Origin of the sequence: Nocardia sp. Root136 (assembly GCF_001427185.1) — a bacterium.
Taxonomy (GTDB): Bacteria; Actinomycetota; Actinomycetes; order Mycobacteriales; family Mycobacteriaceae; genus Nocardia; species Nocardia salmonicida.
The window spans coordinates 1-21,391 of record NZ_LMFE01000001.1 but is presented as its reverse complement, the minus strand read 5'-3'; the positions used below and the strand labels follow the sequence as shown (position 1 = coordinate 21,391).

Below are 21,391 nucleotides of genomic sequence, written 5' to 3'. Positions count from 1 at the left end.
ATGGAGAACACCATGGCCGAGACCGATTACATTGTTGTCGGCGCGGGCAGCGCGGGGTGTGTGGTCGCGCGCAGGCTCGCCGAAAGCGGCGCGTCCGTGGTGCTGCTCGAAGCCGGTGGGGTGGACAACAAGGGCTGGGCCAAGATGTTGTTCCAGATCCCGGGGGCGATCAACGTCATGCACTCGACGCCGCAGCTGAAGAAACTGTTCGATTGGGGCGACAAGTCGACGCCGCAGCGCAACGCGCTCAATCGCGAGATCCCGATGACGCGCGGTCGGGTGCTCGGCGGATCGAGCTCGGTCAACGGGATGCTCTTCGTGCGGGGCAACAGGAAGAACTTCGACGACTGGGCCGCCGAAGGCTGTCACGGATGGTCCTACAAGGACGTCCTGCCGTACTTCAAGCGGATGGAGGACTGGGAGGACGGCGCGAGCGAATGGCGTGGGTCCGGCGGTCCGATCAAGGTCACTCGCCAGCACACCCTCACCGACGCGGCGCACGCATTCATGGACGCCACCGCGACGCGGCTCGGCGTGCCGAAGCTCGACGACTACAACGGCGAGAGCCAGGAAGGCGTCGCGGTCTTCCAACAGAGCGCCTCGAAAGGTCGGCGGTACTCCACCGCTGAGGGCTACCTCCATCGGGATTCGCTACCCAATCTCACCGTGCTCACGAAGGCGAGGGCGACCAAGGTCGTCATCGAAGGCTCCCGCGCGACGGGCGTGGAAATCCTGGTCGAAGGCGGCAAGCGGGTGATCCGAGCATCTCGCGAGGTCGTCCTGTCGGCTGGCACGTACGGGTCGCCTCAGCTGTTGCAGCTGTCCGGGATCGGCCCGGCCGCGCACCTGGCAGAGCACGGCATCTCCGTCAACGCGGATCTGCCGGTCGGCGACAATCTGCACGACCACCTCTTCGTCCCCTTCTCGTTCACGATGAAATCAGCGTTGCGCAAGCCGACGGCGCCGTACTTCCTGCGTGGACTGGCGACCGAACGCGTGCGTCCGGGATCGTCGTGGGCGGCTGGTTCCTCCTTCGAATCCGTCGCCTTCGTGCGCACCTCGCACGCGCGCGAGATTCCCGACCTGCAACTACTCAGCCTCTTCTGGGTATATCCGTCACCGAATCAGGACTCCGACAAGCGCGTCGTCCCGGCCACCAAACGGCCGGGGCAGAGCGTTTTCCCCGCGCTCATCTACCCCGAGAGCCGGGGGACCGTCCGGTTGGCATCGGCAGATCCCACGGCCGCGCCGCTGATCGATCCGGCCTACCTGACGGCGCCGAAGGACACCGAGGTGCTGCTCGAAGGCATCGCCATGGTCCGCGAGATCATGGCGGGAACCGGCGACAACGAGGGCGAAATCGTTCCGGGCGCGCAATTCACCGGTGACGCGGCGATGCGCGAAGAACTGCCGAATCGCATCCACACCGTCTATCACCCGGTCGGGTCAGTCCGAATGGGTATCGACGAGCGGGCGGTGGTGGATCCGCAGCTGCGAGTGCGCGGAATCGACGGACTGCGCGTCGCGGACGCGTCGATCATGCCGAGCGTGACAGGTGGCAACACCAACGCGCCCACGATCATGATCGGCGAGAAATGCGCGGACCTGATCCTGAACGGCTGAGCGTCAGGACAGCCAGTCGTCGAGGTGGGGGAGTTCGGTGGCTACCTTGCCGGTGAAGTGGGGTGGGCGCTTCTGGAGGAAGGACATGATGCCTTCGCGTAGGTCGGCGCTGGAGAAGGCGTAGGAGATGAGGCGGGCATCGAGGGTGAAGACGTCGTCGGGGGTCTTGTCGCCGGACATGGCGACCAGGCCGCGGCGGATGGCGGCGACGGAGACGGGGGCCACCTGGGTGGTCAGCTCGGCGGCGAGCGCCCGGGCGGCGGGCAGCAGGTCTTCGGTGGCATGCAGGCTCGTGACCAGGCCAGCGGCGAGAGCTTCGTCGGCGTCGAAAACGCGGCCGGTGATCATCCACTCCTTGGCTTTGGCCAGGCTGACGATGCGGGGCAGGAACCAGAGCGAACCACCCTCGGGGAACAGGCCCCGGCGGGCGAAGACGAATCCGAAGCGGGAATCGGTTGCGGCAAGGCGGAAGTCGGCGGCGAGGGTCATGGACAGGCCGACGCCGATGGCGGCGCCCTGCATGGCGACGATGACGGGCTTGTTCAGGTCGGTCATCGGGCGCACGACCCGGGTCGACCATTCAACCCATTCGGGGTCGGTGACATCCTCATCGGATCCACCCGCTGTCAGATCCATGCCGACGCAGAAGTCTCGCCCCGCGGCGGCGAAGATCACCGCACGAACATCGTCGTCGCGATCGGCTGCGGTGAAGGCAGCGCCGAGCTCGTCGGCCATCTCGGTGGTGAAACCGTTGCGTGCCTCGGGGCGATTCAGCGTGATGGTGGCAACGGCCGCATCCACGCTGTAAGTGATGGTCTTGTAAGTCAATTCGACTCCTTGGTTCAGCGTCTGCCGGATGCGGCGGAAACGAGCAACTCGACCATGGCGGCGGCCTTGCCGGACTGTGGCGGATCACCGGTGATGATGTCGCTCCAGACGAAAGCTTCGCCGACGCGCACGATCGCATAGGCGAGATCGCGGACTTCGATGCGCGGATCGAGATCGGGCAGGTCGGTCAGTCGTGAGGCGACCCAGTCGATCATGCCGCCCTGGACGACGGTGTAGCCCGAAGTCAGCACGCGCAGGCCGTATTCCGGGTCGTCGGCGACGAATCGGGTGAGTGGTTCGAAGGTGCGGACCGTATCCGCGAGGGTGCCGAAGTTGCGCACGAAGCGTCCGGCGGGATCATCGGACACGCTGGCGTCGCGCGCCTCGACGCGACCGATCGCCTCCGCGATGATCCGCCAGACCACTTCACCGATCACGACTTCCCGACTACCCCACCAGCGATACAGCGTGGCGCGGCCGATCCCCGACGCACGGGCCAGCTGTTGCATGTCGATGCGGCGGCCCTCGAGGAACCACCGGTGCGCGAGGTCGATGATGTCCTCGCGCACCGTGCCGCTGGTCACGACTACGGCCTCGTCAGCTCGGCGTAGCGGGCGAGGTGGTGGTCGGTGGATCCGAATTCGTGCTCGATCGCGGTCAGTCGTTTGAAGTAGTGGCCGATAGCGAGTTCTTCGGTCATGCCCATCGCGCCGTGCAGCTGGACGGAGTTCTGGCCGATGAACCGAGCGGCGCGACTGACGGTGACCTTGGCCGCCGACGCCGCCCGCGCCCGGTCCGCTGGTGCCGCGTTCAACGAGTAGATCGCCAAATAGGCTGCGGCAATAGCCTGTTCGAGCTCCATGTACATGTCGACCATGCGGTGTTGCAGAACTTGGAAGCTGCCGATCGGCTGACCGAATTGCTGGCGTTGCTTGGCGTATTCGACGGTATCGGCCAGCACCTTGCGCATACAGCCGACCGCTTCCGAGGCGATCGCCGCGATCGCCTCATCGGCGGTGGCCGCGATCGAGGACCATGCGTCGCCTTCGGCGCCGAGCAGCGCGGCGGCGGGCAAGCGGAATTCGGTGAAGGTGATATCGGAACCGACACGATCATCGATCGTCCGGAAGGAGTGGATTTCCACCCCGGCAGGCGGATTCGCCGCATCGAATTCGGTGAGGAACAACGAGATACCGGATTCGTCGCGCCGAGCACCGGCGGTGCGTGCGCTGATGATCAGATGGGTCGCCAACGGCGCACTGGTCACGACGGTCTTACTGCCGTCGATCACCCATGAGTCACCGTCGCGGCGCGCGGTCGTCGACAGATCGTGCATCGTGTGACCCGACGTCGGCTCGAGTGCGGCGAACGCGGTGCGCGCCGTACCGTCCACGATCTGGCGCAGCAGCGCATCGGCAGCCGAGCCGCCGGAGCGTTTCAGCAGACCCGCCCCGACTACGACCGTGTCGACATACGGTTCGACGACGAGCGCGCGCCCGAGTTCCTCGGCGATGACCATCATCTCGATCGGTCCACCGCCCATACCGTCGACATCCTCGGGCAGGGTCGCACCGAGAATGCCCAGCTCCTCGGCGAAACCGCGCCACACAGCGGGCTGCCACCCCGCGTCGGACTTGACCGCGCTGCGACTCTTCTCGAGGTCGTAGCGGGCACCGAGGAATCGGGCCACCGAATCGCGCAGGAGTTCCTGCTCTTTGGTGAAGGTGAAGTCCATCAGAGCCCCAATGCTGCCTTGGCGAGGATATTTCGCTGAATTTCGTTGCTGCCCGCGTAGATCGAGCCTGCCCGGTCGTTGAAGTAGCGCAGCGGTGCGACGGCCTGCCATTCATCGCCGCTGCGGTAGCCGTCGGCCGGTGGCTGGAACTCGGCGATCGGGCCGCCGGGTTTCGTCGCGTGCGGTTGGTACACCCGACCGCGCGGACCTGCTGCCTCGAGCGCCAATTCGGTGATCTTCTGGCTCAGTTCGGTGGCCAGGATCTTGAGCATCGACGAGGCGGGGCCGGGGTTCTTGCCCTGCGCCATCACCGACAGCGTTCGGTACTCGAGGATCTCGAGTACTTCGGTGCGAATCCGCGCCTCGGCCAACTTCGCCGCGAAGGTGGCGTCATCGATGAGCGGATTGCCGTCCGGACCGGTCTGCCCGGCTGCCGCGGTAGCGACTTCCTGGGCCATGACCTGCAACATGGGCGACAGTGCCCCACCACGTTCGTGGACGAGCAGATATTTCGCCACGGTCCAGCCGTCGTCGATCTGGCCGAGCACATTGCTTTTCGGCACTCGGACGCTGTCGAAGAAGACTTGATTCTGGACCTGCTCGCCGGAGGTCATGACCAGCGGGCGGATTTCGATGCCCGGTGAGGTCATGTCGATGAGCAGGAAGGTGATGCCCTGCTGCTTCTTTCCCTCGCGTGAAGTGCGGACCAGACAGAAGATCCAATTCGCCTCGGTGGCGTGGGTGGTCCAGATCTTGCTTCCGGTGCACACGAAATCGTCACCGTCGTCGACGGCGGCCATCGTCAGCGATGCCAGATCCGACCCGGATTCCGGCTCCGAATACCCCTGGCAGAAGAACACCTCGCCGGTGAGGATCCGTGGCAGGTAGTACGCCTTCTGCTCGGTGGTTCCGAAGGCGACGATCGCGGGCGCGACCATCCTGATGCCCATCGGCGACAGCGCGGGCGCACCGGCCTGCATCAACTCCCGGCCGAAGATGTAGTGCTGGGTGAGGCTCCAGTCGCAGCCGCCGTATTCGCCAGGCCATGCCGGTGCCGCCCAGCCGCGCTCATGAAGAATGTGCTGCCACTTCATGCTGGCTTCGTGATCCGGATAGACGCTTGTCGCCAAGCGTCCGGCGCGGCGTAGTTCGGGTGTCAGCTTCTCGTCGAGAAAGGCCCGAACCTCGTCTCGAAAGGCCATATCGGCCGCTGACCAGTCATAATCCATCAACCCTCCCGGAGGGATGTGCGCCATTGTGTCCGTGCAGACCTGCGGCAGTGTGAGACACAATGTACTTCTGTCTCAGCGCGGAATCAACTGGTTCGGAGGCGTCAGTGCTCAGAATGGTCATTCACTTAGTTGCGCCGACGCCGCTGCGGGTACCGAGGTATTCGCGGACAGCGTCGACGGCGCGGACCGCGCTCTCGACGGCGGCTTCCATCGTCGAGGGCATCCCGGTCTCGGTCCAGTCTCCCGCGAGGAACAGGCCCTCGATCGGCGTGCGCTGTGGCAGGCGCAGCTCGTCGAAACCGGGCTGCGCCGAGAAGGTGGCCTGCGGCTGGTGGATGACGTGAGTGCGCAGCACCTCGGCTTCGGCGACCTCGGGGTAGTGCTTGGTCAACGATTCCAGTGCCGCCGCGGTGAATTCGGCGTTGGGCAGATGGACGACATCCCACGAGGCGCTCACCGCCAGCGAATAGCAGTGCCCCGCCTCGGTCTCGACGCCGTGCATGCCGGTGGTGTCGAAGACCCACTCGATGGTGGTGTCGCGCAGATTCTCCGCGAGCCTGCGCATCTTCAGTGGGCGATCCAGCCAGACGTAGACGCTCGAGATCGGGGCAGGCTCGATCTTGCGTACGGGGGTGAAATGGTCGTACTGCCCGAGCCGTCCGCGATCGAGGAGTGTCGTCAGCGACCACGGCGGCAGCGTGAGAACCGCCGCGTCGACCTCGATGACACGCCCGTCGGAGAGTTGCACGCCGGTGAGCCCGTCGTCGGTGATCTCGATATCGGCGACACCGGCACCGACGACGATCTCGCCGCCGCGCGCCCGCAGATAACGCTCGGCGGGCGCGACGAACAACTCGTGCAGGCTCACTCGTGGCCAGACCGCGTCGCCTGCCCTGGTGTTGCCCGACAGCGCGCGTTTGCCGATCCAGTGCAGGGTCTGGACGAAGATGGAGGCCGACACCCGCTCGGTCTTCTCGTTGAGTAGCCCGATCACGAACTGGTCGAGCACCAACGCGCGCAACGATGCCGGTGCGCCGATCTGGGTGAACCAGCGATCGACGGTCAGATCGTCGAGTTCCGGTGCCGGGCGCAGCGCGGCGCGGGCGATCCGCGCCCAGGTGCGGAGGGCGGCGGGTCGCTCGCGCAGCGGGATCGGCGGCCACACCATCCAGGACAGCCCGACGGCGCGACGCAGCGTGCCGGGCAACCAGGTGGGCGCGCGCAGGGTCAGCAGCCGGTCGGGCCCGGTCCTGATCGCGAAAGGTGGTGCGTCCCAGCGGAGTTGATCTCGCGTGCCGATGGTGTCGACGTAGCGCAGCAGCGCGTCGTAGCAACCGGCGAAAAGGTGCTGGCCGTTGTCGACTCTGCCTTCGATGCCGGGCACCTCGAACGAGATCGTGCGACCGCCGAGCCGTCCCCGCTTCTCGACGAGGGTGACCCGGTGACCTGCCTCCGCGAGCCAGACCGCGGTGGCCAATCCGGCCAGGCCCGCGCCCGCGACCAGGATGTGCGGGGATTCTTGCTGCCCCATCGGTACCTCCGGACAATCGATGAATGCGAGAATGAATGAGAGAATATTTTCGTCATACTCGCATAACGTCGACGTGTTCGTACAGAGCCGAACCCGCTCGTGCGGAACGGAACTCGCCTCATGATGGCTCGCGTATGGAGGCGAGGTGCTCTCGGGCGAACGAGGGCACCTCGTGCGTGGTTCGAGGGGGCTGATCCGCCCCGTTGATCAGGGTCGGGTTACGCGCTTGCGCCGCAGAAGACTGTCGGGGCCCAGGATCTGTTCGACGACGACGAGGAAGATCTCGGTCGACTCGTCCACGAGCTCGTCTCTGGTCAAGTCGAGTGTTCCGTTGAGCCAGCCGTAGACGGTCTCGTACAGCCCGCCGACGAGGTGCATCGCGGCGAGCTCGCCGTATGCCCCCGCGGTCGCGGTGCTCTCCGGACCGAGTCGCTTGTTCACTGTCGCCAACACCAGGGCGGCGAAGCTGCGGATCGTCGCGGTGCGTCGCTCGTTGAGGACGGGATTGAGCTGGGCCTCGGTAAAGGCGATGCGGATCAGACGCGGATCGTCGGCGACCGCTTGCAGACCCGCGGCGATGGCCGCGTGCACCTTGTCGCGCAGGGGGTCGGGTGCCGCACGCACCCGACCGGCGATCAGGTCGGTCAGCTCGCCGATGGCCTGGTCGTAGACCTCGGCGACGACGGCGTCGAGGTTGGTGAAACTCTCGTAGAAGTAGCGCTCGGTCAGTCCGGCCTGGCGGCAGAGACCGCCGACGGTGAGTCGAGCGGAGCCCTGGGTGCCGACGATCTCCCGGGCGGCCTCCAGGAACGTGGTCCGACGCTGTGCGCGCCGCTGTTCGGCAGGCACGCCCGCATACGCACGATCCTTCACCATGCGCCGAGTCTGCCACAAAGCCTTGTCAGATTTCCAAATCTGCGGCATCCTATTGTCAGATTTGAGCGAGGAGAGAGAATCATGACCGAGGCATTCATCTACGAGGCGATCCGCACCCCGCGCGGGCGCGGCAAGAAGACCGGGGCCCTGCACGGCGTCAAGCCGCTCGATCTGGTGGTCGGGCTCATCGACGAACTGAAGACCCGCCACCCCGGACTCGACCCGGCGGCGATCGATGACATCGTGCTCGGCGTGGTGTCGCCGGTCGGCGATCAGGGCGCCGATATCGCCAAGACCGCCGCATTGGCGGCCGGTCTGCCCGACACCGTCGCCGGTGTGCAGCTCAACCGGTTCTGCGGTTCGGGCCTCGAGGCCGTCAACACCGCCGCCCAGAAGGTTCGCTCGGGCTGGGAGCAGCTCGTCATCGCCGGCGGCGTGGAATCGATGTCGCGGATTCCGCTGGGCTCCGACGGCGGCGCGTGGGCGATGGACCCGGCCACCAACTACAGCACCTACTTCGTGCCGCAGGGCGTCAGTGCCGATCTGATCGCCACGATCGAGGGCTTCAGCCGCGAGGACGTCGACGCCTTCGCGGTGCGGTCGCAGCGCAAGGCCGCCGCGGCCTGGTCGGGCGGCTACTTCGCCAAATCCATTGTCCCGGTGCGCGATATCAACGGCGCGGTGCTGCTCGACCACGACGAGTTCATGCGCCCCGACACCACGGTGGACAGCCTGGCGGGGCTGCCCCCATCGTTCGCGGCGATGGGGGAGATGGGTGGCTTCGACGCCGTCGCCCTGCAGCGCTACCACCACGTCGAGAAGATCAACCACGTCCACCACGCAGGCAACTCCTCCGGCATCGTCGACGGTTCGGCGCTGGTCCTGATCGGCAGTGAATCCGCCGGTGTCGCCGCGGGCCTCACGCCGCGCGCCCGAGTGGTCGCCGCCGCGGTGAGTGGCGCCGATTCGACGATCATGCTGACCGGGCCGGTCCCGGCGACCGAGAAGGTCTTGGCGCTGGCGGGGCTCACGGTCGATGACATCGACCTGTTCGAGCTCAACGAAGCCTTCGCGTCGGTGGTGCTCAACTTCCAGAAAAAGCTGAACATCCCCGACGAGAAGCTCAACGTCAACGGCGGCGCCATCGCCATGGGCCACCCACTGGGCGCGACCGGCGCCATGATCACCGGAACCATGGTCGACGAGCTCGAGCGTCGGGGGGCGCGTCGCGCGCTGATCACGCTGTGCATCGGCGGCGGCATGGGCATCGCCACCGTCATCGAGCGCGTCTGAGCGTCGGATCGATACCGAAGGAAAACGAAAAGCAATGACTGACAACATGATTGCCTGGGATCTCGGCGCCGACCGGGTGCTCGTGCTCACCATGGACGACCCGAACCAGTCCACCAACACGATGACCGAGGCGTTCGCCCGCGACCTCACCGCGACCGTCGACCGGCTCGAGGCCGAGAAGGACAGCTTCGACGGCGTCATCCTCACCTCGGGCAAGGACACCTTCTTCGCCGGTGGTGACCTGAACCTGCTGATGAACGCGACACCGGAGACCGCCCCGCAGATCGCGCTCGGCCTCGACACCTACAAGGCCGCGTTCCGTCGGCTCGAGACACTGGGCAAGCCGGTGGTCGCCGCGATCAACGGCACCGCGCTCGGCGGTGGCTTCGAGGTCGCGCTCGCCACCCACCACCGGATCGCGCTCGACGCCAAGGGCAGCCTGCTCGGCTTGCCGGAGGTCACCTTCGGGCTGCTGCCCGGCGCGGGTGGCGTCACCAGGACGGTGCGGCTGCTCGGCATCACCAACGCGGTGCTCAATGTCGTCGGGCAGGGCCAGCGGATGAAGCCCGCCAAGGCGTTGCAGGTCGGGATCATCCACGAGGTCGCCGCTACCAGCGACGAGATGTTCGCGCAGGCCCGTGCCTGGATCACGGCCAACCCCGAGGCCGCGCAGCCGTGGGATGTGAAGGGCTACAAGATCCCCGGCGGCACCCCGTCGAGCCCGGCGGTCGCGGCGAACCTGCCCGCGTTCCCGGCCAACGTGCGCAAGCAGCTCAAGGGTTCGCCGATGCCCGCACCGATCGCGGTGCTCGCCACCGCGGTGGAGGGCGCGCAGGTCGACATCGACACCGCGTTCGCGATCGAGACCCGCTACTGCGCCAACCTGATCTGTGGCCAGGTCTCGACGAACATGATCAAGTCCCTGTTCTTCGATCTGGGAACGATCAACAAGGGCGGCAGCCGCCCCGAAGGCTTCCCCGTGCGCACGCCGGAGAAGGTCCTCGTGCTCGGCGCGGGCATGATGGGCGCGGGCATCGCCTATGTGCAGGCTCGCGCCGGCATGCAGGTCGTGTTGAAGGACGTCACCATCGAGGCGGCCGAGCGCGGAAAGGCCTACTCGCGCAAGCTGCTCGACAAGGCGCTGCGCAAGGGTGCGATCACGCAGGACAAGTACGACGAGATCCTCGGTCGCATCCATCCGTCCGCGGATCCGGCCGACGCCGCGGGCTGCGACTTCGTGGTCGAGGCGGTGTTCGAGGATCCGAGCCTGAAGAAGAAGGTGTTCGGCGAGATCGAACACCTGGTGAACTCCGATGCTCTGCTCGGGTCCAACACCTCGACCCTGCCGATCACCGATCTGTCCACCGGCGTGAAGCGGCCCAAGGACCTCATCGGTCTGCACTTCTTCTCCCCGGTGGACAAGATGCCACTGGTCGAGATCGTCGTCGGCGACGAAACCAGCGACGAAGCCATCGCCCGCGCCATCGACTACACCCTGGCGATCAAGAAGACGCCGATCGTGGTCAACGACAGCCGCGGCTTCTTCACCAGTCGGGTCATCGGCCAGTTCATGGACGAGGCCATCGCACTGGTCGCCGAGGGCGTGCACCCGGCCTCGGTCGAGCAGGCAGCCACGCAGGCCGGCTACCCGGTGGGCGCGTTGGCGCTGGCCGACGAGATCAATATGAAGCTGGCGCAGAAGATCCGGCGCAGCCTGAAGGAGAACCTGCTCGCCGAAGGCAAGGAGTGGGTCGACTCGAAGGCCTACCCGCTCGTCGACGCGATGGTCGACGACTTCGATCGTCCGGGCCGACTCGAGGGTCGCGGCTTCTACGAATACGACGCCGACGGCAAGAAACTCGGCCTGTGGCCGGGACTAGTCGAGAAGTACACCCGTGACGATCACGGCATCGCGTTCATCGACATGCAGGAACGGATGCTGTTCGCCGAATCCCTCGATACCGTGCGGTGTTTCGACGAGGGCGTGCTGCGCACCGTGCCGGACGCGAATATCGGGTCGATCTTCGGCATCGGGTTCCCGGCCTGGACCGGCGGCGTGATCCAGTACGTCAACCAGTACGCGGGCGGCCTGGCCGGATTCGTCGCGCGGGCCGATGAACTGCGGGCCGCCTACGGTGAGCGGTTCGAGGTCCCGGAGTCGTTGCGGGTCAAGGCCGCTGCCGGGGAAACGCTCGGCTGACCTATACGACGAACAGAACCCCCCGTCGCCCGGTTTTCCCGGGCGGCGGGGGGTTCTGTGTCGGAGCGGCTACAGGGAACGGGCGATCAGTTCCTTCATGATCTCGTTCGTTCCCGCGAGAATGCGAAGCACCCGCGCGCTGGTGAAGATCTCCGAGATCGGGTACTCGGTCATGAATCCGTACCCGCCGAACAACTGCAGGCACCGGTCGGCCACCACGCTCAACTGATCGGTGAGCCAGTATTTCGCCATCGACGCCGTGGCCACGTCGAGTTCGCCCGCCAGGTGTCGGGTGAGGCAGTCGTCGAGGAAGACGCGACTGATTCGGGCGATGGTGGCGCACTCGGCGAGCTCGAACTTGGTGTTCTGGAAGCCGAGCAGCGGCTTTCCGAATGCCTGCCGATCCTTGGTGTACGCGACGGTCATCGCCACCGCGGCCTCCATCGACGCCACAGCCATCACCGCGCAGACGAGTCGCTCCTGCTGGAGCAGCGTCATCATCTGATAGAAGCCTTGCCCCTCGGCCTCGCCGAGCAGGTTGCCGACCGGCACCCGCAGGCCGTCGAAGAACAGTTCAGCGGTGTCCTGGCCGGTGCCGCCGATCTTGGACAGGGTGCGCCCGCGGGTGAAGCCGGGGGTGTCGTCACCGACCTCCGCGAAGATGAGCGAGACCCCGGCGGCGCCTTTGTCGGGGTCGGTCTTCGCGGCGATGATCACCCCGTCGCAGAGCGCGCCGTTACTGATGAACATCTTCGAACCGGTGATGACGTACTCGTCGCCGTCGCGCACCGCCCTGGTCTGGATGTTCTGCAGGTCCGAGCCCGTGCCCGGTTCGGTCATCGCGATCGAGAGCAGGCACTCGCCGCTGGTCACCTCGGGCAGAATGCGCCGCTTGAGCTCCTCGGAGGCGAACTCGACGAGATAGGGCGCGATGATCCCGGAGTGGATCGAGATGCCCATGGACGTATCGCCTGCCCGCGATTGGGCCTCGATGATCGCCGCTTCATGGGCGAACGTGCCGCCCCCACCGCCGTACTCTTCCGGCACGGACGGGGCGAGCAACCCGAGCTTGCCTGCCTTCCGGTACAGGTCACGGTCGGGGTGGCCCTGCTGTTTGTACCGCTCGGCGCCAGGAAGCACCTCCTTCTCGAAGAACTTCGTCGCGAGTTCGCGAACAGCCACGATCTCGTCGTCTACCCAGCCCGCTTGTGCGGTCATCAGTGCCTCCCAGGACGCCATCTTCCTCAATCTGCGAAAACAGATTGTCAGATATATTGGCAGAACGTCAACAGTGAGCCGCACGCGGTCCGGGTCGTTGCGATCAGCGCCGACCTCGGGTGCGTCGGTAGGCGGCCGGTGTGGTGGCCGTCCAGCGTTTGAAGGCGCGGATGAAGGGCCCCGCCTCGGTGTAGCCGAGCCGCGCGGAGATCTCCTCGACCGAGAGCGCGGTCGCGGCCAACATGTCCTCGGCCAGACCGCGCCGTGCCTCGTCGAGCAGGACGCGGTAGCTGGTCCCGTCCGCGGCGAGATGTCGTCGTAGAGTGCGGCCGGTGATACCGAGGTCGTGGGCGACCGCGTCCAGCGACGGCGGTATCGCCATCCCCGCGCTGCCGCTGCCTGCCAGGAGGTGGTCGCGAACGTCGGCCGCTATCCCGGTGCGGGTGGTCCGGCGGTCGATCAGCTCACGGCATTGCGCCAGACACAGTGCCAGCGTGGCCTGATTCGCCTGCGGCAGTGGCTGGTTCAAGGTTTCGGTGGAGACCGAAATGCTGGTTTCGGTGTGCGCGTACCGAGGGTGTACGCCCAGGATCGCGGCGATCTGGTCCCCGTAGGCGGGTTCGGGGAAAGCGAACCGCGCGTGGTGGATGTCGACCGGTCGGCCGAGTAGGTCGCCGAGCACTCGATGCATCGCGAAGGTGTCGCGCTCGACGAGGAATTGCCGTACATCCTCCGGGATCCGATCATGTCGGATCCGGGCGATCATCTGCTGGTCGTTGACTTCCACGACCGGTGTACAGAACGCGAAGCTCAGCTGAAAGTAACTCAGCGCCAAGGAGATCGCCTCGCCGAGGGTGGGACTGGTGATCCAGGCGTAGCCGTAGATGCCGAAGGCGCTGATGCGATAACTCCGACCCACCTCGATGCCGAGCGCGGGCCTGGTTCCGAGTTCGCGCAGCAGATTGCGAACCACCAGCAGTTCCGTGCGGGCATCGATCTGGCGCTCGGCCGAGTCGAGGTCGGCGACGGACAGACCGGTGCCGCCGAGGATGGACGTGGCATCGGCGCCGTGCTCGACCGCGAACCGATACATCACGGCGACACTGGCGACACCCCGTGGGAAGTCCCACGTGTCCACTTCTGGCTCCTGCCGCGCGCGCATGCCCCCAGTATGGCCTGAAATGTCAATTTTCTGTCCGCGCGCGTCCTCGTCACCGCGTCGACGGCGACCTACCGTTGACCCGAGATATCCATGACTCGAGGAGCTTCGCTATGCGCATTCGGACAACGCCGTCCGCTGTCATCATCGGCACCGGGTTCGGCGGCCTCGGCATGGCGATGGAACTGCTGCGCCATGGTTTCGATGACCTCGTCATCCTGGAGCGGGCCTCGGACGTGGGCGGCGTGTGGCGGGAGAACACCTACCCGGGCGCCGGTTGCGATATTCCGTCCCCGCTCTACTCCTACTCCTACGTGCCGAAATCCGATTGGCCCAAGCGCTTTTCGGGACAGTCCGATATCCACGCCTATCTGCGTGAGGTGGCGCGCGACAACGGTCTGCTCGAACGGATCCGGTTCGAGTCCGAGGTGACCGAAGCCGAGTTCGACGATGCGAGCGGGACATGGACGGTGCGCACCGCCGACGGCTACGAGGTGACCACCGACGTGCTGATCTCCGCGGTCGGCCAGCTGTCGCGGCCCGCGCTGCCCACCATCGCGGGCATCGGCTCGTTCGACGGACCCGCGTTCCACTCCGCGGAGTGGGACCACAGCATCGACCTGACGGGCAAGCGGGTCGCGGTGGTCGGCACCGGCGCCAGCGCGATCCAGTTCGTGCCCGCCATCCAGCCGCAAGTGGCGGCGCTGACGCTGTTCCAGCGCTCGGCGGCGTGGGTGCTGCCCAAGCCCGACGTCGAGTACAAGCCGTGGCATCACCGGATGTTCGCGGCGGTGCCGCCGGTCCGGCTGGCCGAGCGGTTCGCGGTCTGGGCGCTGTGTGAGTTCCTCTCGCTCGGCATCGCCGATGTCCCCGCGATCAGGGGCCTGGTCACCAAGATCGCGGTGAATCATCTGCGCAAGCAGGTCACCGACCCGGAACTGCGCGCGAAACTGACGCCCGACTACGCGCCCGGCTGCAAGCGCGGGCTGTTCTCCAACAACTACTACCCGGCGCTCACCCAGCCCAACGTGCGGGTGGAGACGACCGAGATCGCCGAAATCGTGCCGACCGGCGTGAGAACCGCCGACGGTGTGCTGCACGAAGTCGACGTGATCATCTATGGAACCGGGTTCAAAGGTACCGAATTCCTGTGGCCGATGAAGATCCACGGCGCGAACGGACGCAAGCTCGAGGATGAATGGCAAGGCGGTGCCCGCGCCTATCACGGCATGTCGGTGCCGGGATTCCCGAATATGTTCATGGTGTACGGACCCAATACGAACCTGGGCGTCGGCTCGATCGTCTACATGATCGAATCGCAGGCTCGCTATATCCGCCAGGCATTGCAGGAACTGTCCCGCAATCCGGCGCACACTCTCGATGTCCGGCGTGCGGTGGCCGAGGAATACGACGTGAAGCTGCAAGCCCGGCTCGACCGTACGCCGTGGGGTCTGTGCTCGAGCTGGTACCGCAACGCCGCAGGCCGGATCACCAACAACTGGCCGGGCGCGGTCGTGAGCTACCGACTGCAGACCCGAACACTGCGCCCCGAGCACTATCACCTGCGTACCGGCACGACAACGACCGCGGGCCAGTGATATTCGCCGACCAGAACTCACCGGAGGATCATCGATGAAGCTGACGAACGGCGCTGTGGCCGACGTACGCGAGAAGTTGACGGCGGTGCGTCGACTGCACCGAACCGGCCTGATCGACCTATGGCGACCGCGCCGGATCAAGCGCATGATCGCGCTCAACAACTCCTACGGCCCCCAGGCGGCGATGATCAGCGCCGGGGCGGCCGATCGGCCCGACGAACCCGCGCTGACCGACGAGCGCGGGGTGCTGACCTATCGCGAGCTCGATGAGCAGTCCAACGCCCTGGCGCACGGTTTGCTCGGGCAGGGCCTGCGTGGCGGCGAGGTGATCGGCGTGCTGGCGCGTGACCATCGTGGCCTGGTGCTGGCGATGGTGGCGGCGGGCAAGGCCGGGTTGCGCCTGGCCATGCTGAACACCAGTTTCGCCAAGCCGCAGCTCACCGAAGTCGCTGTGCGGGAGAAGGTTCGCGCGATTCTGTTCGACAGCGAATTCGCCGGACTGGTCGATGCGCTGCCCGTGCACATGCCACGAATCCTCAGCTGGGTCGATGCGGAACACACGCTGCCGCCGGGCGCACTGACCATCGCCATGCTGGTGTCGGCGAACAGCAGTGACCCGCTGCCGCCGCCGGACCGGCCCGCCGGCTTCATCATCCTCACCAGCGGCACCACGGGTCTCCCCAAGGGTGCGCCGCGGACCAAGGTATCTCCGTTCGCCACCGCACTCGTCGTCGACCGGGTGCCGTTTCCGCGCGGCGGGGTCGTGATGATCGCGACCCCGGTCTTTCACACCACGGGGATGGGCACCTGGACGATAGCCAGCGCGCTCGGCGCACACATCGTGCTGCGGCGCCGCTTCGACGCGAAAGCCACGTTGGCAGCGATCGAGAAGCATTCGGTCGAGATGCTGGTCGCGGTGCCGACCCAGTTGAACCGCATTCTCGCGCTCGGTCCCGAGACCATCGCCGAGTACGACACCTCGACGTTGCGCACAGTTTTCGTCGGCGGCGCGCCACTGCCACCCGACCTGGCGACCCGATGGCAGGACGCCTTCGGCGACGTGCTCTACAACGGGTACGGCTCCACCGAGGTCGCGATCACCGCTGTCGCGCAGCCGCACGAATTGCGGCGTGCGCCAGGCACTGTCGGCCGGGCTCCGGTTACCGCGCGTATCGCGCTCTACGACAGCGAGGATCGCCGGATCACCGAGGCGAACGTCTCGGGGCGCATCTTCGCTCGCACCGTCGCCCCGTTCGAGGGCTACACCGACGGGAAGACCAAACAGATCATCGACGGGTACATGTCGACCGGGGACATGGGCCACTTCGACTCCGACGGGCTGCTGTTCATCGACGGCCGCGACGACGACATGGTCGTCTGCGGCGGCGAGAACGTCTATCCGCTGGAGGTGGAGAATCTGCTGATGGGTCGCGCCGATATCGCCGACGTCGCGGTGATCGGTGTCGACGACGCGGACTTCGGACAGCGATTGCGCGCCTTCGTCGTTCCCGCCACCGACCACAGGCCGGACGTGCAGGAGATCAAAGACTACGTCAAGGACAATCTCGCCAGGTACAAGGTGCCCCGTGACGTGGTGTTCCTCGACGAGCTCCCGCGCAATCCCACCGGCAAGATCGTGCGCAAGGCGCTGACCGAGTATGTCGTCGACGGGCATGTGGGCCGAGGAGTGACGCCATGACCGAGTACGACTACGACGTGATCGTGATCGGTTCCGGGTTCGGCGGCAGCGTCACGGCCCTGCGGCTGACCGAGAAGGGCTACCGCGTCGGCGTTCTCGAATCCGGGCGGCGGTGGAATCCCGAGGATTTCCCGAAGTCCAATTGGAATATCCGCAAGTCGCTGTGGATGCCCCGGCTCGGCCTGACCGGACCGCAGCGCATCAGCGTTCTCGGCAAGTGCGCGGTGTTCAGCGGGTCGGGGGTCGGGGGAGGGTCGGTGATCTACGGCAACACTCTCTATGAGCCGCTGCCCGCGTTCTACGAAGATCGCGCGTGGTCGCACATCACGGACTGGAAGTCGGAGTTGGCGCCCTACTACGATCAGGCCAAACGGATGCTGGGCGTGCGATCCAATCCGCGCGTCGGACCCAAAGACGCAGTGCTGCTGACGATTTCCGAGCGACGCGGGGTGGCCGACACGTTCCACCGCACGAATGTCGGTGTCTTCTTCAACGAGGGCGAGGAGGGCACCGAGGTGCCCGATCCGTATTTCGGTGGTGCCGGCCCGACGCGCGCGGGCTGCATTCATTGCTCCGAATGTCTGACCGGGTGCACGCACAATGCCAAGAACACCACCACGGTGAACTATCTGTACCTGGCCGAGCGCAACGGCGCCGTGGTGCACCCGCTCACCACGGTCACCTCGGTGCGGCCCGACGGCGACGGCGGCTATGTCGTGGACACCATGCGTTCGGGCGGTATCGTCCGCAAGGATCGGCGCACGTTCACCGCGGGCCAAGTCGTCTTCGCCGCGGCCGCTCTGGGAACCCAGAAGTTGCTGCACCGCATGAGAAACGACGGTGTGCTGCCGGAGTTGTCGCCACGGGTCGGTGAGCTGACCAGAAGCAATTCCGAGGCGGTGGTCGCGGTGTGCAGTCGTAGTCGCTACGACATGTCCCAGGGTGTAGCGATCACCTCCTCGATTCATCCTGAGCCGCAAACCCATATCGAGGTGTGCTCGTACGGCAAGGGGCACAACGCGCTGTTCACCCAGGGCCTGCCGATGATCGACGGCGGCGCCTTCCGGGTGCTGCGGCTGCTGCTCATGATGCTGGCGCATCCGCTCCAGTTCATCCGGCTCAAGAATGTCTATCGCGCCGCCGAGCGCTCGGTCGTGCTGCTCGTGATGCAATCGCTGGACAACTCGCTGACGTCCTATCTGAAGGGGCGACGTCTGGTCACCAAGCAGGGGTCGGGAGAACCGAATCCTGAGTGGATCCCGATCGCGCACGACATCGCTCGCGAGTACGCCGCCGAAATCGACGGTGACGCGGGAAATCTGATCACCGACCTGCTCGGCATTCCGGCCACCGCGCATTACATCGGCGGCGCCACGATCGGCGACTCCGCCGACACCGGTGTCGTCGACCCGTGGCAGCGGGTCTACGGATATCCGGGCCTGCACATCGCCGACGGCAGTGCGGTCACGGCCAACCTCGGGGTGAACCCGTCGTTGACCATCACCGCGCAGGCGGAGCGTGCGATGGCGTTCTGGCCCAACAAGGGCGAGGCCGACCCCCGTCCCGCGCTGGGTTCGGCGTACGTCCGCGTCGCACCAGTCATTCCGAAGCAGCCCGCTGTCCCCGCTACCGCGCCCGCCGCATTGCGCTACTCGCTCGGGGGCTGAGGTCTCGTCATCGTTCGACATCGCCACATCGGCGCTGCGTGCACGCGGGCATATCATGTCAGCGAGAGCTAGACGAACTCGCACGCAGCGCGTCGAACAAAGGGCGAGACGACGAGCACACAGGCAGACGGGCCACGGGCGGGCTCGCAGCGGCGCCAGGTCAGGCGCAGGCCGAAGAACAGGCGCGCCCAGATCGCGGCGGAATCGGCGGCGGCGTTCGGCGCGCACGGGTATCACAGCGTCAGCATGGACGACATCGCCAAGCGGCTCGATATCAGTCCGACCGCGCTGTATCGGCACTTTCCCAGCAAGTACGCGCTGTTCCGCGAAGAGCTCTTCCGGTTGGCGGGGCTCATGGTGCGCGCCGCCGAGCTGCCCGAGGACGCCGAGAAGTGGTCCCCGCGCGAGCGCGTGGACCACTTCCTCGACTCGATGATCACGATGACGATCACCAATCGGACGACAGTCGGGCTCGCCCGGTGGGACCGTCGCTACCTCGAGCCTGCCGACTACGAACTGTTCATCGCCGAGTTCACCTCGTCGATCCGCGTTCTGCGCGCCCTGATCGGCCAGGTACGCCCTGAACTCAGCGGGCACGATCGCGCGGTCCGCGCGGTGTCGATCTTCGCGCTGACCAGCAGTATCGGCGACCACCATGTCAGCGTGCCCGCGCACACTCTGGCCGCACTCCTACGTTCTGCCTGCTGGGCGGTCATCGATGCCGATCTGACCCCGCCGCGGATCTGCGCGGACGAGACGAAGCCCGACGCCGACCCGCAGCTGTTCAAGCACGAGCAGCTGTTGCGTGCGGCGGTCACGCTCTTCCACGAGCGGGGCTACCCGAACGTCAGCATGGAAGATATCGCCGTCGCGGCGAACCTGTCGGCGGCGTCGGCGATATACCGCTACTACCGTGGCAAGAGCGATCTGTTGAGCTCCGCGTTCCGCCTGGCGGCCGATCGCGTATCGACGGCGATCACCCCCGCGGTACTGGCCGCCGATACCCCAGGGGAGGCGCTCGGTGTGCTGATCGACCTCTACGTTCGCGACTCGTTCGCCGAACGTGCCCTGGCCTTCGTCTACTACGCCGAGTTCGGTCACATCGACCCCGCCGATCAGGTCGCGCTGCGACACCTGCAGCAACTGATCATCACCGAGTGGGCCGAGCTGGTCGTCGGGGCGCGCCCGCAGCTGACGATGGGTGAGGCGCGCATCCTCGTGCACGCTTGCTTCAGCCTGGTCGTCGACCTCGTCCGGATCTTCGGCGACGGGGGGATCTGCCCGCAGGAGAAGGTGATTCGGCTCCTCGAGACGGTCGCCCTCGGTCAGCCGTTACCCCGCTAGTGCCCAGCCGCGGGCGACGGCGAGGGCGCCCGACCGCACGGCCGGGCGCCTGATATGTCAGAGACCGTAGGTTTTGCCGATGATGTCGCGCTGGATCTCGCTCGTGCCACCGAAGATGGTCGAGACCAAAGCACCACGCACGTGCTTTTCCATGTCGAACTCGCGGGCGTAACCGTAACCACCCATCATCTGCATCCCGGCCAACGCGACCTGTTTGGAGGTTTCGGTGGCCTTGAGCTTGGCCATCGACGCCTCCCGGGCGAAGGTCTTGGTCGGGTTNCGCCGAGCGCGGCAATGACGAGTGCGGCCGCACGTGCTTTTCCATGTCGAACTCGCGGGCGTAACCGTAACCACCCATCATCTGCATCCCGGCCAACGCGACCTGTTTGGAGGTTTCGGTGGCCTTGAGCTTGGCCATCGACGCCTCCCGGGCGAAGGTCTTGGTCGGGTTCGCGTCCACCGCGGCAGCGACGCTGTAGACCAACAGTTTGGTGCACTCGATCTCGGTCGCGAGGTCAGCGACGCGGTGACGCAACGCCTGGAACGTCCCGATCGGCCTACCGAACTGCTTACGCTCACTGATGAACTGCAAGGTGTCGTCGAACGCGCGTTCGGCCGCGCCCAAACTCATCGCGGCCAGGATGAGCCGTTCGAAGTTCAACCCCGTCATCARCTGCCGCCACCCGTTGCCGACCTCACCCACGACCGCGTCTTCGGGCAGTAGGCAGTCGGTGAAGTAGAGGTCGTTGGTTTCTTTCTGGTTGCCCATCAACTCGATCGGGTTGATCTTCAACCCCGGGGTACCGGCGGGTACGTGGAACATGGTCAAGCCCTCGTGCTTGCCGCCGCTACGGTCGGTGCGGGCCACGAGCAGGATGTTCTCGGAGATATGGGCGTTGGAACACCAGGTCTTCTGCCCGTTGATCAACCATCCGTCGGTGGTCTTCTCCGCGCGGGTGGTGATGTTACCGACGTCGGATCCGGCTTCGGGTTCTGACATCGAGATCGACTGCGACGCACCACGAACGATCCCGCGCAACACGGTGTCTTTCTGTGTTTCGGTRCCGAACTTGGCGTAGGCGCCGCCGGTGATCAGGGTCGGTCCGATCGCACCGATCGGGAGCAGYCCGCGCATGGCTTCCTCGAGCAGGATGCACATGTCGACCATCGTGGCRTCGGARCCACCGTATTGTTCGGGCACGGTCAGGCCGAGCCAGCCGAGTTCGGCCATCTTGGCGTAGAGACCGGCGTGGTGTTGCTCGGCGTCGTGTTCGGTCAGCGCGTCACGCTTTTCCCTGGTACCTGCCTCGCGTTTGGCGAACGCGGCGACCGCCGCCGCGAAATCCTGCTGTTCCGGGCTGAATTCGACGCCCATAGTGAAGTTCTCC

General features: G+C 66.0%; 16 protein-coding genes and 1 pseudogene. 7 read left to right on the top strand and 10 right to left on the bottom strand.

Annotated features, from left to right (window positions below; genetic code table 11):
• Window positions 1–12 precede the first annotated feature (12 nt).
• Window positions 13–1,623 carry a GMC family oxidoreductase gene (locus ASD42_RS00080; protein ID WP_056815022.1) on the top strand — a complete coding sequence of 537 codons (1,611 nt, stop codon included), beginning with the start codon at window positions 13–15 and terminating at the stop codon, window positions 1,621–1,623.
• A gap of 3 nt (window positions 1,624–1,626) precedes the next feature.
• On the opposite strand, the gene ASD42_RS00075 is transcribed toward ASD42_RS00080, so the two are convergent.
• From ASD42_RS00075 to ASD42_RS34735, 6 genes are all read right to left on the bottom strand, one after another.
• Window positions 1,627–2,451 (bottom strand): enoyl-CoA hydratase-related protein, encoded by an 825-nt coding sequence (locus ASD42_RS00075; protein WP_056808917.1) that lies wholly within the window; start codon window positions 2,449–2,451, stop codon window positions 1,627–1,629.
• A gap of 14 nt (window positions 2,452–2,465) precedes the next feature.
• Window positions 2,466–3,035: a QsdR family transcriptional regulator gene (locus ASD42_RS00070; RefSeq protein ID WP_056808916.1), complete on the bottom strand. Its 570-nt coding sequence runs from the start codon at window positions 3,033–3,035 to the stop codon at window positions 2,466–2,468.
• A 2-nt stretch (window positions 3,036–3,037) separates the two neighbouring features.
• The gene (locus tag ASD42_RS00065) at window positions 3,038–4,186 is read right to left on the bottom strand and encodes an acyl-CoA dehydrogenase family protein (protein ID WP_056808913.1); all 1,149 of its coding nucleotides are present in this window, start codon (window positions 4,184–4,186) and stop codon (window positions 3,038–3,040) included.
• The gene (locus tag ASD42_RS00060) at window positions 4,186–5,415 is read right to left on the bottom strand and encodes an acyl-CoA dehydrogenase family protein (RefSeq protein ID WP_056808911.1); all 1,230 of its coding nucleotides are present in this window, start codon (window positions 5,413–5,415) and stop codon (window positions 4,186–4,188) included. The genes ASD42_RS00065 and ASD42_RS00060 overlap by 1 nt, the downstream gene beginning before the upstream one ends.
• A 124-nt stretch (window positions 5,416–5,539) precedes the next feature.
• A complete protein-coding gene (hpnE, locus tag ASD42_RS00055; protein WP_056808910.1) occupies window positions 5,540–6,949 on the bottom strand; it encodes a hydroxysqualene dehydroxylase HpnE in 1,410 nt (469 codons plus the stop codon).
• 207 nt (window positions 6,950–7,156) lie between these two features.
• Complete coding sequence (locus ASD42_RS34735; protein WP_063893592.1) at window positions 7,157–7,825, bottom strand: TetR/AcrR family transcriptional regulator; 669 nt, start codon at window positions 7,823–7,825, stop codon at window positions 7,157–7,159.
• 78 nt (window positions 7,826–7,903) lie between these two features.
• Between ASD42_RS34735 and ASD42_RS00045 the strand changes: the two genes are divergently transcribed.
• Both ASD42_RS00045 and ASD42_RS00040 read left to right on the top strand, forming a co-directional pair.
• A complete protein-coding gene (locus ASD42_RS00045) occupies window positions 7,904–9,118 on the top strand; it encodes an acetyl-CoA C-acetyltransferase (RefSeq protein WP_056815019.1) in 1,215 nt (404 codons plus the stop codon).
• A gap of 34 nt (window positions 9,119–9,152) precedes the next feature.
• Window positions 9,153–11,318: a 3-hydroxyacyl-CoA dehydrogenase NAD-binding domain-containing protein gene (locus ASD42_RS00040; protein ID WP_056808906.1), complete on the top strand. Its 2,166-nt coding sequence runs from the start codon at window positions 9,153–9,155 to the stop codon at window positions 11,316–11,318.
• Window positions 11,319–11,387: 69 nt separating this feature from the next.
• Here the strand turns inward: ASD42_RS00040 and ASD42_RS00035 are convergent, their stop codons facing one another.
• Entirely contained in the window at window positions 11,388–12,536 is a 1,149-nt protein-coding gene (locus ASD42_RS00035) for an acyl-CoA dehydrogenase family protein (protein ID WP_156677349.1), read from the bottom strand.
• 103 nt (window positions 12,537–12,639) lie between these two features.
• Entirely contained in the window at window positions 12,640–13,674 is a 1,035-nt protein-coding gene (locus tag ASD42_RS00030; protein ID WP_235569232.1) for an AraC family transcriptional regulator, read from the bottom strand.
• A 134-nt stretch (window positions 13,675–13,808) separates the two neighbouring features.
• On the opposite strand from ASD42_RS00030, the gene ASD42_RS00025 reads away from it, so the two are divergent.
• The 4 genes from ASD42_RS00025 (at window position 13,809) to ASD42_RS00010 (ending at window position 20,003) form a co-directional block, all read left to right on the top strand.
• The gene (locus tag ASD42_RS00025) at window positions 13,809–15,293 is read left to right on the top strand and encodes a flavin-containing monooxygenase (RefSeq protein ID WP_056808900.1); all 1,485 of its coding nucleotides are present in this window, start codon (window positions 13,809–13,811) and stop codon (window positions 15,291–15,293) included.
• Window positions 15,294–15,327: 34 nt separating this feature from the next.
• The gene (locus ASD42_RS00020; RefSeq protein WP_056808899.1) at window positions 15,328–16,992 is read left to right on the top strand and encodes an acyl-CoA synthetase; all 1,665 of its coding nucleotides are present in this window, start codon (window positions 15,328–15,330) and stop codon (window positions 16,990–16,992) included.
• Window positions 16,989–18,659, top strand: a complete 1,671-nt coding sequence (locus tag ASD42_RS00015; RefSeq protein ID WP_056808897.1) for a GMC family oxidoreductase — start codon at window positions 16,989–16,991, stop codon at window positions 18,657–18,659. The genes ASD42_RS00020 and ASD42_RS00015 overlap by 4 nt, the downstream gene beginning before the upstream one ends.
• Window positions 18,660–18,905: 246 nt before the next feature.
• On the top strand, window positions 18,906–20,003 hold the full coding sequence (locus ASD42_RS00010; RefSeq protein ID WP_235569231.1) for a TetR/AcrR family transcriptional regulator: 1,098 nt from the start codon (window positions 18,906–18,908) through the stop codon (window positions 20,001–20,003).
• Window positions 20,004–20,060: 57 nt separating this feature from the next.
• On the opposite strand, the pseudogene ASD42_RS33550 reads toward ASD42_RS00010, so the two are convergent.
• Together ASD42_RS33550 and ASD42_RS00005 are read right to left on the bottom strand one after the other, a co-directional pair.
• A pseudogene (locus tag ASD42_RS33550) lies at window positions 20,061–20,282 on the bottom strand (acyl-CoA dehydrogenase family protein); the annotation flags it as partial.
• A 1-nt stretch (window position 20,283) separates the two neighbouring features.
• A partial coding sequence (locus tag ASD42_RS00005; protein ID WP_156677436.1) for an acyl-CoA dehydrogenase family protein occupies window positions 20,284–21,378 on the bottom strand: 1,095 nt, incomplete at its 3' end.
• Window positions 21,379–21,391: the final 13 nt, after the last annotated feature.

Bases quoted from the DNA above. Each gene is read 5' to 3' on its own strand.
- ASD42_RS00080 (WP_056815022.1), top strand. From the start codon at position 13: ATGGCCGAGACCGATTACATTGTTGTCGGCGCGGGCAGCGCGGGGTGT.
- ASD42_RS00065 (WP_056808913.1), bottom strand. From the start codon at position 4,186: ATGGACTTCACCTTCACCAAAGAGCAGGAACTCCTGCGCGATTCGGTG.
- ASD42_RS00060 (WP_056808911.1), bottom strand. From the start codon at position 5,415: ATGGATTATGACTGGTCAGCGGCCGATATGGCCTTTCGAGACGAGGTT.
- hpnE (WP_056808910.1), bottom strand. From the start codon at position 6,949: ATGGGGCAGCAAGAATCCCCGCACATCCTGGTCGCGGGCGCGGGCCTG.
- ASD42_RS34735 (WP_063893592.1), bottom strand. From the start codon at position 7,825: ATGGTGAAGGATCGTGCGTATGCGGGCGTGCCTGCCGAACAGCGGCGC.
- ASD42_RS00040 (WP_056808906.1), top strand. From the start codon at position 9,153: ATGACTGACAACATGATTGCCTGGGATCTCGGCGCCGACCGGGTGCTC.
- ASD42_RS00035 (WP_156677349.1), bottom strand. From the start codon at position 12,536: ATGACCGCACAAGCGGGCTGGGTAGACGACGAGATCGTGGCTGTTCGC.
- ASD42_RS00025 (WP_056808900.1), top strand. From the start codon at position 13,809: ATGCGCATTCGGACAACGCCGTCCGCTGTCATCATCGGCACCGGGTTC.
- ASD42_RS00020 (WP_056808899.1), top strand. From the start codon at position 15,328: ATGAAGCTGACGAACGGCGCTGTGGCCGACGTACGCGAGAAGTTGACG.
- ASD42_RS00015 (WP_056808897.1), top strand. From the start codon at position 16,989: ATGACCGAGTACGACTACGACGTGATCGTGATCGGTTCCGGGTTCGGC.
- ASD42_RS00010 (WP_235569231.1), top strand. From the start codon at position 18,906: ATGGACGACATCGCCAAGCGGCTCGATATCAGTCCGACCGCGCTGTAT.